We start from the raw sequence: 14,881 nt of genomic DNA, 5'->3' as shown, positions 1-14,881 counted from the left end.
ATGGGAAAAATCATACAGCTTGATGAGGCTTTATCTAATAAAATCGCAGCTGGCGAAGTTGTTGAACGCCCAGCCTCAGTCGTTAAGGAACTTGTGGAAAACGCAATAGATGCAAACAGTACCATTATAGAGATTGAATTGGTGGAGGCTGGACTTGGTTCCATTCGGATCGTGGATAATGGCGATGGGATTTTGGCTGATGACATAGAAGCGGCATTTAAACGCCATGCCACAAGTAAAATAAAAGATGAAAATGATCTTTTTCGAATTCGAACACTTGGCTTCCGCGGTGAAGCAATGCCCAGCATTGCTTCAGTTTCCCGTTTTGAAATGAAAAGCAGCACAGGCGAAGGTGTGGGAACGCGTATACTTCTTGAAGGTGGCATGGTTAAGGAACTCGAGGCTTCATCAAGCCGGAAAGGAACGGATATCCTGGTTTCCGATTTGTTTTACAATACTCCTGCAAGGTTGAAATATATGAAAACCATTCATACCGAGCTAGGAAATATTACGGATGTCGCTAACAGGCTCGCACTTTCGCATCCGGATGTTTCTATCCGGTTATCACACAACGAGAAGCGAATCCTGCATACGAATGGTAACGGTGATGTCAGGCAGGTGCTAGCCGCAATCTATGGTACGAATATTGCCAAAAAGATGATTCAGGTTCAGGCTAGTTCCTTGGACTTCAAATTATCCGGATATATCGTTATGCCTGAGGTCACCCGGGCTTCAAGGAATTATATTTCAACCATGATAAACGGCCGCTTCATTAAAAACTATGCGCTCGTGAAAGCAATTCTGGATGGGTACCATACACTTCTTCCAATCGGGCGTTTTCCAATTGCTTTGTTGAATATTGAAATGGATCCGATTCTTGTCGATGTCAATGTACATCCATCCAAAATGGAGGTAAGGCTCAGCAAGGAACAGGAATTGTACAGTCTTGTATCGGAAACGATCAAATCTTCGTTTAAAAAGATGACTCTAATACCAAGTGGATATACACCAACACCAAAGCCGGAGCAGGTGAAAAGTGAGCAAACTACGCTGGAATTGGACCATGTTGTGGAAAGCGGCAAGCGGGTCCTTGAAGAAGCCAAGAAAGAAGCTTCACTCTTGAAGGATACCTTGATTCGGGAAAAGCAGGAACAAAAGAGTTACGTGGATCATAATGAAGAGTTCAATCTTGAACCAATAAAGGAAATAATCTATAGCAATGAACAACAGCAAATGGCAGATGCTTATATTCCGGTCTTACAAGATGATGAAAGCAAACCAAATTACGAGTCAGCTGAAAAGTATACAACCTACACTGTCGAACAAGAGGAAGAAATTGAGGTGAATGAACCGGATAGCCGCATACCTCCCATGTACCCAATTGGGCAAATGCATGGAACCTATATTTTCGCCCAAAATGAAAAAGGTTTGTACATCATAGACCAACATGCTGCCCAGGAACGGATCAAATACGAATATTTTAAAGAAAAGGTCGGACGTGTTGAAAACGAGCTACAGGATATGCTGGTTCCCATCACACTTGAATTTTCAACAGACCAATGTATCAGGATAAATGAATATCGGCATGAATTGGAAAAAGTCGGCGTCTATTTAGAAGAGTTTGGCTATAACGCCTATATTGTCCGATCGCATCCACAATGGTTCCCTAAAGGAATTGAACAGGAAATCCTTGAGGAAATGATAGAACAATTGCTATCGATGAAAAAGGTCGACATCAAAAAATTGCGTGAAGAAGCAGCCATCATGATGAGCTGTAAAGCCTCAATAAAGGCAAACCGTCATCTGCGCAATGATGAAATCCAAGCACTATTGGATGAACTAAGGCGGACAACCGATCCCTTCACATGCCCTCATGGAAGACCTATCATCATCTCTTATTCCATTTATGAAATGGAGAAAATGTTCAAGAGGATCATGTAATTAAAAGCAATGGAGGACCCTTATGTAATAGGGTCCTCCATTGCCTTTTTAGTTAAATGACCCGCACCTACCTTAGCAAGCGGGGATGGTGCACACGCAGAAGGCATAGGTACAACGGCCAGTGGATTTGCTGCGCACGCGGAAGGGTTAAGTACAAATGCTAGTGGGGATTCTTCCCATGCCGAAGGAAACGAACGTTAGCCTCCGGAGATGGATCCCATGCCGAAGGGCAATCTACAATTGCTGATGGACTATTTTCCCATGTCGAAGGAAATTCTACAACGACAAATGGCTTTGAAGGAGCACATATTATGGGTTTAAATGGGGCGGTTAACGACGTAGATGGTGACCCAATTTATTCATGTAATGTAGCTTTCGGAGCAGAGCCGTACGGACCCTACAGGACTAGTTGGAAAACTTCTGAATAACGGTAATATGTTCATTGACGGGGCATATGGCACTCCAGCGGGTGATTATGCAGAGATGTTTGAGACTGAAGATGGAAACCCAATTGATATTGGCTACTTTGTTGCAGCATCAAATGAAGACAAAATTCGAAAAGCCATTTCAACAGACCACTTTATTTTAGGCATTACTAGTGCAACACCAGGTGTATTGGGAAACAGTGGAGGTTTGCACTGGCAAGGAAAATATCAAACCGATGAATGGGGAAGAAAAAATATCATGTGTCACTCTTCTAGCTCAAAAAGACAAAAAAGGAATGAAATTATTCCAGAAAGAAAAATAAAGCAACCTATTCTTAATCCGGAATGGAACCCTAACCAAGAGTACTTGTCTCGTGTAAATCGACAAGAATGGGTAGCTGTAGGGATAATTGGTCAAATACGGGTTCGAGATGATGGAACATGTGAAACTCACGGGTATTGCTGGCCAAATGCTGAGGGGATCGCAACTAAAGCGGAGAAAGGATTTTTTGTATTAAAGCGTACCGGACCGAATCAAGTATTAGTTTTGGTCACTCCACTTCAAAAAAACTAAATGGTTAATGCCATTGTATAGGCGGTCAGCTAAGAAATTTAAAGAACTTATGATAATATATAAAAAAATTCCAGAATGATATAAAGAGTCAGGCAGTTGAATTTTATAGAACTGGATTCAACAACATCTTGATATGGGTAGGTTCCTTTAAGGATAAAAAAAGTCCTGGCCAACTGCAAAATTGAAGTGAATGATCTGTTGTTATAGAGGGGGCTGATCAATTTGAGGATCTCTTATATTATAAGAAGAAACTCGGTAGAATATATATAGACTGTATAATGAAAAATTGTATCCAAGTGTGTTACGGTTTTTAAAATACTCTTACACCGCATTGGGTGACCACCATAATGAAAGATGTGGCGAAAGTATATGAATTCTGCTTTTTAAACAGGTCATGTAATTAAAAGCAATGGAGAATCCTGATGTAATGGGGTTCTCCATTGTCTTTTTCGATTCTGATTTATTAGACGCCATCCATGAAAGGGATATAGGACTTGGACAGGGTTAATTAAGTTCACAACACTTATCTTCAATAATAATGATATGGGGGAGTGGGCTGGAATTGATAATTGTATGCCGGGGCAGTATACATTTGGTTATCATAGTGATTATTATATTGCGGATATTGCTGCATGTCTTCTTCGGACGCTCGATGGCAGTTGGCTGGCGGACCGATGAATGTTGAGGGCTGAACTGGCGCAATTGCTTTTTTCCATTGGTTTTCATCCAGGCAATACGTATGTGCCATAATATTTGCAGGTGTCAATTTCAAGATATCCGAACCCAGGATCACTTCAGGTGTTGGTGCATTAAAAATGGCCAGCAGGTGAGTATTATCCGTATTAGCCACTTCATAATGCCACCAACCTTGTGGAACATTGGCTACTTGGCCAGGTTTAATGGGATAATTTTGTATTTGCTTAGTAAAAGGATTCAGTAATGAAACGGTTGCAGCTCCAGAAATGCAATACACTAGCTCTGCAGCATTTTGGTGATAATGCGGTTCTACGACATTGTTTGAACTAAGGTAAATATCTAATAGAGAAACATTTTCGAGTGTGTTCAATTGTTTGATACCTAATACATTTATATAGTTTTGATTGTCTTTTTTCATTAAATTGCTTTTATTAACATCAAAAAAGTATTGTGTGGATGGTGAAGTATAGTCCATATAGGAAACCATGAATTTATCATTCCTTTTTTTAAGACTTGATTTTTCAGGATATGTTAAATCTCATTTTAATGTGCAATAACCCGTGGGTTATTTGCTCATGGAGCTAATAAGGAGTGCTGATGGTCCCGACATCGAAAAATGAGATGCAGTGATTTCATGTAACGAATAGGTCGAAAATATATGGTTATGAGATAAATGTTATTTTTATATATTTTATAACCGAAACTACTAATCTGATTATTAGATATAATCAAACTTTTAATAAGCAGAATTTTCCCATTGCATGACTTTAAATTACAGTGATATAATGTTCTCTATGATTTTAAAGTTTAACATAGGAAGTGGCTAAATTGTCGAACAATTCAAAAGAGAGTAAATTCGTCCCGTACGTCTCTGCATCTAAATCTCTACCGGAATTAACTGCAACTGCAATTATTCTAGGGATCATTCTTGCAATCGTATTCGGGGCGGCAAATGCATACTTAGGCCTACTTATTGGTTTAACTGTCTCTGCTTCAATACCCGCAGCGGTAATCTCAATGGCTATCTTAAGAGGGGTTTTTCGCAGGGACTCAATATTAGAAAACAATATTGTGCAAACGATGACCACGGCAGGTGAGGCTATTGGTGCCGGTGCTGTATTTACCATACCAGCATTATTCATGTGGGACATGGATGTGAGTCAAGCATTCATCATTTTCGTTGTATTAACTGGGGGATTTTTAGGGGTCTTCATGATGGTTCCCCTTCGCCAGCTTTTGATTGTAAGGGAACATGAAACATTACCATATCCTGAAGGTACTGCATGTGCCGAGGTCCTGAAGTCAGGAGAAAAGGGTGGTACAAGCGCGAAACTAATCGGAGCCGGTTTGGTTATCGGCGGTGTCGTTAAAGGGCTTGGTGATGGGTTTAAGCTTTTCAAGACAGAGGTTGAAACAGGAATCACGAATTTTAAAAATGCAGTGGTTGGTCTTGATGCCTTTCCTTCCCTTTTGGGTGTAGGTTATATTATTGGACCGCGTGTTGCAGGACAAATGCTAGGTGGGGGTTTATTAGCCTGGGTCGTTCTAATACCGGCCATCAGCTTTTTTGGCGGAAGCAATGGAACAGCCATTTTCCCTTCTGATGTACCGATCGGTGAATTGGATGCATGGGGAATTTGGGATAATTATATACGCTATATTGGTGCTGGTGCCGTTGCAACTGGCGGATTGATCACATTGATCAAAACATTACCAATACTTTTCAGTTCAGTTATTGATACTATTAAAGGCGTAAAAGCCAATAAAGGACAACTAAAATCAGGTTCGATCCGTACTGAACAAGATATGCCGGCTAAATACGTTTGGCTGGGAATGATCATCGTAATTTTAATCATTGCTTTCACACCTATAACTGATGTAGGAATCATCGGTGCGATTGCAATTGCGATTTTTGGATTTTTATTCGTGACAGTGGCTTCAAGGGTTGTTGGAATCGTCGGAAGTTCTTCTTCCCCTGTTTCTGGAATGACGATAGCTACACTATTGATTGTGGCCATTGTCTATAAAGCTACTGGTTTTACTGGTACGACTGGAATGGTAGCCGCATTAACCGTCGCGGCGATCATTTGTACAGCACTTGCGGTTTCAGGTGATGTTTCACAAGATCTAAAAACAGGATATATCGTCGGCGGAACACCATGGAAACAACAAGTTGCCATGATGATCGGTGTTGTTGCGTCCGCTTCCGTCATTGGTTTTATCCTTGTTCTGATGGATAATGCATATACGATGGGATCTGCAGAACTACCTGCACCTAAAGCGGCACTAATGAAAATACTTGCTGAAGGTGTTCTAGGGGGGGATTTACCTTGGACCCTCATCTTTATCGGTGCTGCTATTTCCATCACATTAGAGTTTTTCGGTCTGAATTCACTTGTTGTTGCAGTCGGCATTTACTTACCGGTTCATACTAGTGCCCCAATCATGATCGGTGGATTTATTCGATTCTTTGTTGAGTTCTTCTCGAAAACAAAAGAAGCGCTTAAAGCTCGGGTTGATAGAGGGGTATTATTTGCCTCTGGTTTAATAGCGGGTGAATCATTGATTGGTGTTCTTATTGCCATATTGATCGCAGCAGGCGTCAAAGTTCCGGATGCGGCTAAATTAGCCAGCAATTTGCTGCCATTCCTACTATTCCTTGCTCTAGCTGGATTACTTTGGTTCGTATCCAGCAAAGGGAAAAAAGAAGATGCTTCGTAAACGCCAATCAAAAAAGAGGAACCTGTTAACTATGGTTCCCCTTTTGGAAAGACGCGTCACTATGGTACATGAATCTTCGGAAGCAACTTTTTTGGTCATTCAAAGGACAAATTTTGTGGAACGAATGACAATTCGTTTCTTTAAACAACCATCAGTCCGTAAAATCAAGCTTGATAAGTTTGGGGCATATGCCATTAATCAGATGCAGTTCCAAAGGAATGTAAATCAGATTTCTGAAGCGATGAGTGAACATTTTGGTGAGGAAGCAGAACCAGCCTTACCGCGGTTGATGAAGTTTCTGGAGATTCTTGAGGTTCATGATTGGATCATATGGGATGATGAAGAAGAAAAATGAAAAAAAGCTGAAGCTCTTTTTGATGCTTCAGCTTTTTTCTGTTTTGTATTTGGTAAACAAAATTTTCTTTAGGTTTGTAACATTCTAATAATCTCCATTTTAAGAAATTGGACTATAGGTATAATTATTTGTAATAACTTTATAGTTATTGTATTCTTGTACTGGTAGTCATGTGTAATAAAGCAGTGATATTCAATTTTGAAGAGCAGGTGGTTATTTATTATGGGAAGAGTACAAGGTAAAGTAGCATTAGTGACAGGTGGAGCTTCGGGTATAGGGTTATCCATATCCACTCTGATGGCTAAAGAAGGCGCAAAAGTCGTGATTGCTGATTTTAACGAAGCAGGAGCAAAAGAAGCGGCCGAAAACATAAAAAAACAAGGCGGGGAAGCGGCTGGAGTATTCTTGGATGCTGGACAAGCAAATTCTATCCAGGCAGCAGTCGACTTTACAATTGAACAATATGGTACTGTTACGGTACTTGTTAATAACGTGGGTTTAACTAACCTGCATAAAGATCTGGATGTCGTGAATTTAGATTTGGAAGAATGGGACCGACTTATGGATGTGAATTTAAAAAGTGTCCTATTGGGAAGCAGGTTTGCAATTCCTCACATGATTATAGCGGGAGGGGGATCGATAATCAATACTGCCTCGATGGCTGGGTTTACAGGTGACTCCGTACGATCTGCATATGGTGCGTCCAAAGCGGGGGTAGTGAATTTGACCCGTTATATCGCTGCACAGTATGGTAAAGATCATATTCGTTGTAATGGAGTGGCACCGGGCCTTATTTTAACTCCTGCAGCGAAAAATAACATGCCTCAGGCTGTACTCGATATTTTTGCCAAATTTAATGCATTGCCATATCATGGTGAAGCGGAAGATATCGGCTATACCGTGCTATTCCTTGCATCTGACGAGTCCAAATTCATTACAGGTCAGACGATCCAAGTGGAAGGCGGTCATTATATAGCCAACCCAAGCATCTCTGATTTTAATGATTATGTAACTAAAGCAAGTTCCAATTAATTGTCTGGACATTCATATAACAAAACCTTACCCTGGATAAGATCAGCCTTATCCGGGGTTCTTAATTAGGAAGCCCTAAATTTTAAAAAACATGAAGCAGGTGCAAATAACAATGGAAGAAACGAATTATGATGAAATGCTGAACATCAGGACGGAAGGTGAACAAAAAAAATTCAATGATTCCTTGCATTATCACCGCTACGAACCTACGCCATACAGTGCATTAGAACATTTATTCAAAAAATATGCACTGAAAAGAAATGATCGCATTGTGGATTTTGGATGCGGTAAAGGACGCTTGAATTTTTTTATCCATCACTTATATCAATCATCTGTAGTTGGCGTGGAGATGAATGAAAATTTCTATAAAGAAGCGATCGAGAATTTGAATGGCTACATGAAGAAAAGGAAAAACAACAATGGCAATATAGAATTCCACTGTTGTTTGGCAGAAGAATATGATATTGATACGAAAGACAATCGTTTTTATTTCTTTAATCCGTTCTCGGTACAGATTTTCATGAAAATCATCAATAACATTTTGCTTTCCTTTGAAAAAGAACCGCGCCAAATCGAACTTATATTATTTTATCCTTCACAGGATTATATTTTTTTCCTCGAAAACCAAACCGCATTCGAGCTGAAAAACGAAGTAATGTTACCTGGCTTGACTGAATCTAATCCTTTTGAGAAATTCGTCATATACGAATTGTTGAATTGAATGGAGACACGTTTTTTGGTGATAATTCCAGTTGGTTTCAGAAATTCGCTCCCTTTCCGCCGATTGTCTGCAAAGCCTCATCAAAGCAAGCATCCAGCGGAGTCTTGTCGGCAGGAGTATCGCAAATTACTTCAATCTTGTGAGGGTTTCCATCAGTAAAAAATGTCTCCTTTTAAAAATCATGATTCGGTGTGAGCATTCCGTATTAGAATCAATATGCCGTATAAAAAGTATACAAAAAAATGGGATGCCTTAATTAATAAGGCATCCGTCTTCTTCTATATATTTATAATCAATAGTTCCGCTCGATGACAAAGTGTGCACGATCGCCTCTAAAGAGAGTTTTAGAGAATTCAATGACCGATCCGTCATTCTCATATGTGTAAGTTTCTAATGAAAAACAAGGTGAACCGTTCGGTACATCCAATTTGTCAGAAATGGAATCGTCGGCAAGTGAAAACTCCAAGTGTTCGACTGTTTTTTTTACTTTTAAATTGAATTGTGTCTCAAGTACTTTAAAGAGTGATTTTTCGCAGGCTTCGATATTTAGCCCGGGTGTTTTATACCAAGGGAGAAAGGCAATTTCATATTGAAGGGGGATGTCGTTTACGTAACGTATCCGTTCCAGTTTATTTACGGGGTCTCCAATATTTTGTTTGAAAAGCTTGGCAAGGGTAGCGTTAGCTTCAATCACCTTTAAGCTAATGACCTTTGTAGAAGGGTTTTTTCCTTGCATCGTGACTTGCTCAGAGAACTTTTCAACCGTGCTTGTAAGAAATTGCTTCACTTTATTCTCCGAAACGAAAGTCCCTTTTCCTTGAACACGGTAGATGTAGCCTTCGACGTTCAATTGCTGTAAGGCCGTACGAACTGTTGTCCTGCTTACTCCGTATATTTTACAAAATTCGGCCTCAGTCGGTAATTTTGTATTTGGTTGATATTCGCCATTTTTTATGAGATCGATAATCGATTCCTTAACTATGGAATGCAATGCCGCTTCTTTATTCATGGTCTCCACAGTGATTCCTCCTATGTTCATTCCCAATCTATACATATAGATTATCTCGGATAAGTTCAATAATCAACTTTAAATCGAAAATTTGTAGTAACAAATTAAAAATTGTGTTGATATTTTTTCGATTTGTAACTACAATGTATGTATGAGGGTAATAATACCCATTTCATATAGCCTTTCAAGGGAAGTGATAAAACAAAGTAACCTGGATTATTACAAAAATGCGGTTTAGTCTTACTTAAAAATACTGAATAATCAATCATTAAAAGGGGGGTAATTTCAATGAATATCTTATTATGTTGTTCTGCGGGGATGTCTACTAGTTTATTAGTTACCAAGATGGAGGAAAGCGCTAAAAAACAAGGGATAGAATGTCGTATATGGGCTGTGGGTTCTACAGAAGTGAACAATGAAATAGATAAGGCCGATGTGATTTTATTAGGTCCGCAGGTTAGATATCTTCTTTCCAAGTTACAGGAAGCGGGGAAAGAAAAGGGTATTCCAGTCGCAACCATCAATCCAATGTTCTATGGACTATGTAATGGTGAAGAAGTATTAAAACAAGCCACTACTTTAATAAAAGGAGAATAAGGATATGATGACTTTTATTGATAAGTATATTATGCCTGGGGCGGTAAAGGTAGGAAATAACCGGCATTTGCTTGCGATTCGTGACGCATTGATTGGAATGATAGCGATTACAATGATTGGGTCATTCGCCGTCCTGTTTAATAATCTCGGGCAAGTCATCAAGCCTTACGGAAGAATGATGGAGGCCATCTTCGGTCCTGCATGGAATACGCTGGGCGGTGATATTTGGTTTGGAACCTTTGCATTCATGACGGTATTCGCGGTATTCGGCATCTCTTATAAATTGGCACGATCATACGGTGACGATGGTTTTGAAGCGATGCTGGTTTCCGCAGCCTGTTTCTTCTTATTATTGCCTCAAATCGGAAATGTCACTTTAACCATCGATGATAAGGATGTAACAGGCGGGGCATGGGGTTTTGTAAGCGTTAACTATTTTAATGCTACAGCCCTATTTACAGGTATTGTCGTTGCCTTAATTGCCACTGAAATCTTTGTGAGACTTTCACGAGTGAAATATTTAGTCATCAAGCTGCCAGATGGAGTACCCCCAGCGGTAGCACGTTCATTTGCAAAGTTAGTGCCGGGTATGGCGACGATCTTTATCGCTGGTGTATTCGGACTGCTATTCCGCAAAATAACGGATGGGCAGATTCTGAATGACTGGCTTAGTAAAGTGATTGTATCTCCATTACAAAGTGCAGTAGATTCACTGCCATTCGCTATTTTACTAGTATTTCTTGTTCATTTATTATGGATGATCGGTTTGCATGGACCCAATATCCTCGGCGGGATCACGACACCGCTTTTTGAAAGTTCGGGAGTGAAAAATATCGATTTATATGCAAAAGGCGTCAAAGACATGGATCAATACGGGGTATTGGCGGGTTCTTTCCTGGATGCATTTGTTTATTTAGGCGGATCTGGTGCAACATTGGGCCTTATCATTGCAATGATCATTGCCGGTCGGAAACGGTATAAACAGATGATTGCACTCGGAGGGGCACCAGGAGTGTTCCAGATTAACGAACCCATTCTTTTCGGATTGCCTATCGTTCTGAATCCAATGTGGTTCATCCCATTTGTTCTCGGCCCGGTAATTACAACGGTGATTTCTTATATCGCGGTAAGCAGCGGAATGGTTTTCCCGATCGTCGCCAAGATTCCATGGGTTACCCCTCCGATTGTGGGTGGATTCCTGGCCACAGGCGGGCATATGTCCGGAGCGGTCTTATCTGCAATCAACTTAGTCATTTCAACAGCGATTTATTTACCATTCGTTTATGCTCAAGTGAAGATAGACACCAAAAATAAAACAGAGCTTACAAAAGATTCAGAAACGCTAAACGTTTAAGAAAGTAGTGATGAAAATGGAAAAAGAAGAATTATACCAACTATCCTTTCAATTGATTTTATATAGCGGGAATGCGAGAAGCTTTGCAATGGAAGCGATGCAGGAAGCAAAGAAAAGGAATTTTGATTCTGCTCGCGTGAAAATAGCCGAGGCCGAAACGGAATTACTGCAAGCCCATAAATACCAAACCCAATTAATCCATGCTGAGGCGGGCGGGGACCAATTTGATCTTCCCATTATCCTGGTGCATGCACAAGATCATTTAATGACAGCGATGACTATAAAGGATCTTGCAATTGAAATGATTGATCTACGCGAAGAATTCTTACATGCAGATGCTGTGAAGGAGAGGACTGCTGAATGAGCAAGGGGTTGAAGATTGTCACGATTGGCGGAGGTTCGAGCTATACGCCTGAACTGATCGAAGGTTTCATCAAATATCATGAAAAACTTCCTGTGAGTGAAATTTGGCTCGTGGACATCGAAGCGGGAAAGGAAAAGCTTGAAATTGTCGGGAATTTGGCAAAAAGGATGATTGAAAAGGCTGGTGTGAATATTGAAGTCCATCTCACGCTAGACAGAAAGAAAGCGCTAAAAGGCGCTGATTATGTAACAACCCAGCTGCGGGTTGGCCAGCTCGCAGCAAGGGCGCTTGATGAAAAGATTCCATTGAAACACGGAGTGATCGGACAGGAGACGAATGGACCAGGCGGGCTTTTCAAGGCTTTTAGAACGATTCCCGTCATTCTGGATATTGCTCATGAAATGGAGGAATTATGTCCGGAAGCATGGCTGATTAACTTCACGAATCCTGCAGGAATGGTAACGGAAGCAGTTCTGCGTCACAGTAATATTTCCAAGATCATCGGCCTTTGCAATGTGCCGATTGGTATGGAACGAGGTGTTGCGGATTTAATGGATGTAGAGCCATCAAGAGTCCGGATCGACTTTGCTGGCTTGAACCATATGGTTTACGGCCTGGATGTATTCGTTGATGGCGAAAGTGTCAAAGATCAAATCATCCATTTGATTACAGATCCATCTAATGCTGTCACGATGAAGAATATCCATGCAATGGGCTGGGAACCGGAATTCCTAAGAGCGTTAAACCTATTTCCGTGTCCATACCACAACTACTATTATAAAACGGGAGATGTGCTAGCCCAAGAATTGAAGGATGCAGAAAAAGGGGAAACACGTGCAGAGGTCGTTCAAAGACTTGAAACAGGTTTATTCGAGCTATACAAAGACAAGGATCTGGCTATCAAGCCGCCGCAGCTTGAAGAGCGCGGAGGTGCGTACTACAGTGATGCAGCTGTGCGGTTGATTTGCTCGATGCATACCGATAAGCGAGATATTCAAGCGGTAAATACCGTAAACCATGGTGCGATTGAAGGCATCCCCTATGGCTCGGCGATTGAAACCAGTTGCGTGATAACTAAGGATGGTCCTAAGCCAATCAATGTTGGTGAGCTTCCTGTCGCAGTCCGCGGTTTAATTCAGCAAATCAAATCCTTTGAAAGGGTAGCCATCGAAGCTGCAATTACAGGGGACTATGATACTGCGTTACTTGCCATGACGATCAATCCACTCGTTCCAAGTGATCGGGTTGCAAAACTTATCTTAGACGAAATGCTGGAGGCGCATAAAGATTATTTGCCGCAGTTTTTTGAAAAAAAGGAGTTGCAGGATAATTTATCATGATTGAAGTCCTTGTAAATGCAGATGATTTCGGGTTAACTAAAGCGGTGAATTATGGGATTTTGGATAGCCACAAATATGGAATTGTCAATTCGGCCACGATCATGATGAATGCGAAAGCAACGGAGCATGCGATTGAAATCGCAAAGAAGACACCTTCGTTGAAGGTAGGTATACACTTAGTGCTGACATGGGGTATACCTTTATTGAGTGATGTTCCGAGTTTAGTTGACGAATCAGGTTTCTTTAAAAAGCAAGGGTTGATATATGGGGATCCTGCCGGTATTTCCTTGAGGGAATTGGAGAGGGAGTGGTCAGCACAAATCGAAAGATTCTTGGAATTTGGTCTATATCCAACTCATTTCGACAGCCATCATCATGTACACGGGATCACAGCATTTCTACCTGTAATAAAAAAGCTGTCTGATAAATACGGATTGCCAGTGCGTAATGCCGGAAGGCACCTGGCTGGGGTTCAAACCGTTACAGATGTATTCCTGGACGATTTTTATGGAGATATGGTGGTTGAAGATTATTTTCAAAACTTGAAGGGGAGGGTAACGGATGGGGCGAGCGTGGAGATAATGACCCATCCTGCTTATATGGATGAAGAATTGATGGAAGTCTCCTCTTATAATGATAAACGCTTGAAAGAAACCCGGATTTTGACGAATGCAAAATTACCTGAGGGATTTTCCCTTAGATTCAGCATCACCCAAGTTAAGATTTGATTTCTTAAATTACAAAAAAGGACCATTCGTCAAATGATGAATGGTCCTTTTAAATTAAATGAGTGCTATATCTAAAAATTAATAAGCCAAGCTGAATAGGGCTTTGATGTGTGATAGATAGCGAACATTACTTGCTTCTTTCATCAATGTAGCCGGAAGGCCTTTAAGGGAAGTGTTATTGGCCCCAACGGTTGCCACCGCATCCTTACGGCCAAGGCTCGCAAGTGTACCTGAGTTTACAGGTGAAAATTCTTCAAGTTTCTTGCCTTCAAAGGCTGCATATAGGTTGTAACCAACAAGCTCACCCATTTGCCAAGCATTTTGTGCAGTAGGAGCGTATGGACGGCCGCCTTCTGGAGGGAACGCAACGGCACTGTCCCCGACAACGAATACGTCATTATGGGATTTGGATTGCAAATACTCATTAACGGTCGCTTTGCCGCGATCCACTTCAAGGCCTGATTCGCCTACGATAGGAAGAGCCGCAACTCCGCCTGTCCAAACAAGCGTATTGGCCGTTATCGTTTGTCCATCTTTCAATTCGATTTGGTTTCCTTTAACACCCGTTACAGGCAGACCTGTCAAGAATTCAACGCCACGTGCTTCCAAGCTAGTCATCGCACGTTCAATCAAGTGATCAGGCAGGACCGGAAGGATTTTTGGACCTGCTTCTACAAGCTTGATTTTCAAGTCCTTGAAGTCCACTCCGAATTTTTTGGCGATTTTAGGGAAATGATCCACGATTTCACCGATTAACTCGACGCCCGTCAATCCGCCGCCGCCGATCACGATGGTTGCGTCCGCTTCATTATTCGTTTGTGCATATTCGCGGATGTGATCTTCGATATGTTTGTAAATCTTGTTTGCATCGTTTACGGATTTCAAGACCATGCTGTTTTCCTCAAGTCCCGGAATGCCGAAGAATCCTGTTTGGCTTCCTAAAGCAACAACCAGGGCATCATAAGATAATGTGGAACCTTTGGCAAGTTTCACTTCTTTGTTATCGACTGAGAAAGAATCCACT

Annotated in this window: 14 protein-coding genes; 11 read left to right on the top strand and 3 right to left on the bottom strand. The window is 41.1% G+C overall.

Annotated features, from left to right (window positions below; translation table 11 throughout):
- Window positions 1-1,941, top strand: a complete 1,941-nt coding sequence (mutL, locus tag J7J00_RS09460; RefSeq protein WP_214790164.1) for a DNA mismatch repair endonuclease MutL — start codon at window positions 1-3, stop codon at window positions 1,939-1,941.
- Between the two features lie 435 nt (window positions 1,942-2,376).
- Window positions 2,377-2,940 (top strand): peptidase G2 autoproteolytic cleavage domain-containing protein, encoded by a 564-nt coding sequence (locus J7J00_RS09455; protein WP_286201267.1) that lies wholly within the window; start codon window positions 2,377-2,379, stop codon window positions 2,938-2,940.
- Window positions 2,941-3,469: 529 nt separating this feature from the next.
- Here the strand turns inward: J7J00_RS09455 and J7J00_RS09450 are convergent.
- Window positions 3,470-4,123 carry a cupin domain-containing protein gene (locus J7J00_RS09450; RefSeq protein ID WP_214790160.1) on the bottom strand — a complete coding sequence of 218 codons (654 nt, stop codon included), beginning with the start codon at window positions 4,121-4,123 and terminating at the stop codon, window positions 3,470-3,472.
- A gap of 341 nt (window positions 4,124-4,464) precedes the next feature.
- Between J7J00_RS09450 and J7J00_RS09445 the strand changes: the two genes are divergently transcribed.
- The 4 genes from J7J00_RS09445 to J7J00_RS09430 all read left to right on the top strand — a co-directional run bounded on the left by J7J00_RS09445 (window position 4,465) and on the right by J7J00_RS09430 (window position 8,465).
- Window positions 4,465-6,357, top strand: a complete 1,893-nt coding sequence (locus J7J00_RS09445) for an OPT family oligopeptide transporter (RefSeq protein WP_214790157.1) — start codon at window positions 4,465-4,467, stop codon at window positions 6,355-6,357.
- 43 nt (window positions 6,358-6,400) lie between these two features.
- Window positions 6,401-6,712: a PqqD family protein gene (locus J7J00_RS09440; protein WP_214790155.1), complete on the top strand. Its 312-nt coding sequence runs from the start codon at window positions 6,401-6,403 to the stop codon at window positions 6,710-6,712.
- Window positions 6,713-6,934: 222 nt separating this feature from the next.
- A complete protein-coding gene (locus J7J00_RS09435; RefSeq protein WP_214790153.1) occupies window positions 6,935-7,744 on the top strand; it encodes an SDR family NAD(P)-dependent oxidoreductase in 810 nt (269 codons plus the stop codon).
- A gap of 112 nt (window positions 7,745-7,856) precedes the next feature.
- Window positions 7,857-8,465 carry a methyltransferase domain-containing protein gene (locus J7J00_RS09430; protein ID WP_214790151.1) on the top strand — a complete coding sequence of 203 codons (609 nt, stop codon included), beginning with the start codon at window positions 7,857-7,859 and terminating at the stop codon, window positions 8,463-8,465.
- Between the two features lie 292 nt (window positions 8,466-8,757).
- Here J7J00_RS09430 and J7J00_RS09425 read toward each other — a convergent pair whose 3' ends face one another.
- The gene (locus tag J7J00_RS09425; RefSeq protein ID WP_098371373.1) at window positions 8,758-9,474 is read right to left on the bottom strand and encodes a GntR family transcriptional regulator; all 717 of its coding nucleotides are present in this window, start codon (window positions 9,472-9,474) and stop codon (window positions 8,758-8,760) included.
- A gap of 288 nt (window positions 9,475-9,762) precedes the next feature.
- Here J7J00_RS09425 and J7J00_RS09420 point away from each other — a divergent pair, with 288 nt between their 5' ends.
- From J7J00_RS09420 to chbG, 5 genes are read left to right on the top strand one after another with little or no spacing between them, the layout of a single operon-like run.
- On the top strand, window positions 9,763-10,071 hold the full coding sequence (locus tag J7J00_RS09420; protein WP_076366378.1) for a PTS sugar transporter subunit IIB: 309 nt from the start codon (window positions 9,763-9,765) through the stop codon (window positions 10,069-10,071).
- Window positions 10,072-10,075: 4 nt separating this feature from the next.
- Window positions 10,076-11,425, top strand: a complete 1,350-nt coding sequence (locus J7J00_RS09415) for a PTS sugar transporter subunit IIC (protein ID WP_214790149.1) — start codon at window positions 10,076-10,078, stop codon at window positions 11,423-11,425.
- 16 nt (window positions 11,426-11,441) lie between these two features.
- Window positions 11,442-11,789, top strand: a complete 348-nt coding sequence (locus tag J7J00_RS09410) for a PTS sugar transporter subunit IIA (RefSeq protein WP_098370952.1) — start codon at window positions 11,442-11,444, stop codon at window positions 11,787-11,789.
- Window positions 11,786-13,129, top strand: coding sequence for a 6-phospho-beta-glucosidase (locus J7J00_RS09405; protein WP_214790147.1), 1,344 nt, complete (start codon window positions 11,786-11,788; stop codon window positions 13,127-13,129). The genes J7J00_RS09410 and J7J00_RS09405 overlap by 4 nt, the downstream gene beginning before the upstream one ends.
- Entirely contained in the window at window positions 13,126-13,857 is a 732-nt protein-coding gene (chbG, locus tag J7J00_RS09400) for a chitin disaccharide deacetylase (RefSeq protein ID WP_214790145.1), read from the top strand. Before J7J00_RS09405 ends, chbG begins: the two co-directional genes overlap by 4 nt.
- Window positions 13,858-13,935: 78 nt before the next feature.
- On the opposite strand, the gene J7J00_RS09395 is transcribed toward chbG, so the two are convergent.
- Window positions 13,936-14,881 (bottom strand): NAD(P)/FAD-dependent oxidoreductase (locus tag J7J00_RS09395; protein WP_214790143.1); only part of this gene is annotated, 946 nt, incomplete at its 5' end.

It is taken from the genome of Bacillus sp. ISL-4 (genome assembly GCF_018613275.1).
Classification (GTDB): Bacteria; Bacillota; Bacilli; order Bacillales; family DSM-1321; genus Peribacillus; species Peribacillus simplex_E.
This window is presented reverse-complemented; position numbering and strand designations above follow the sequence as displayed.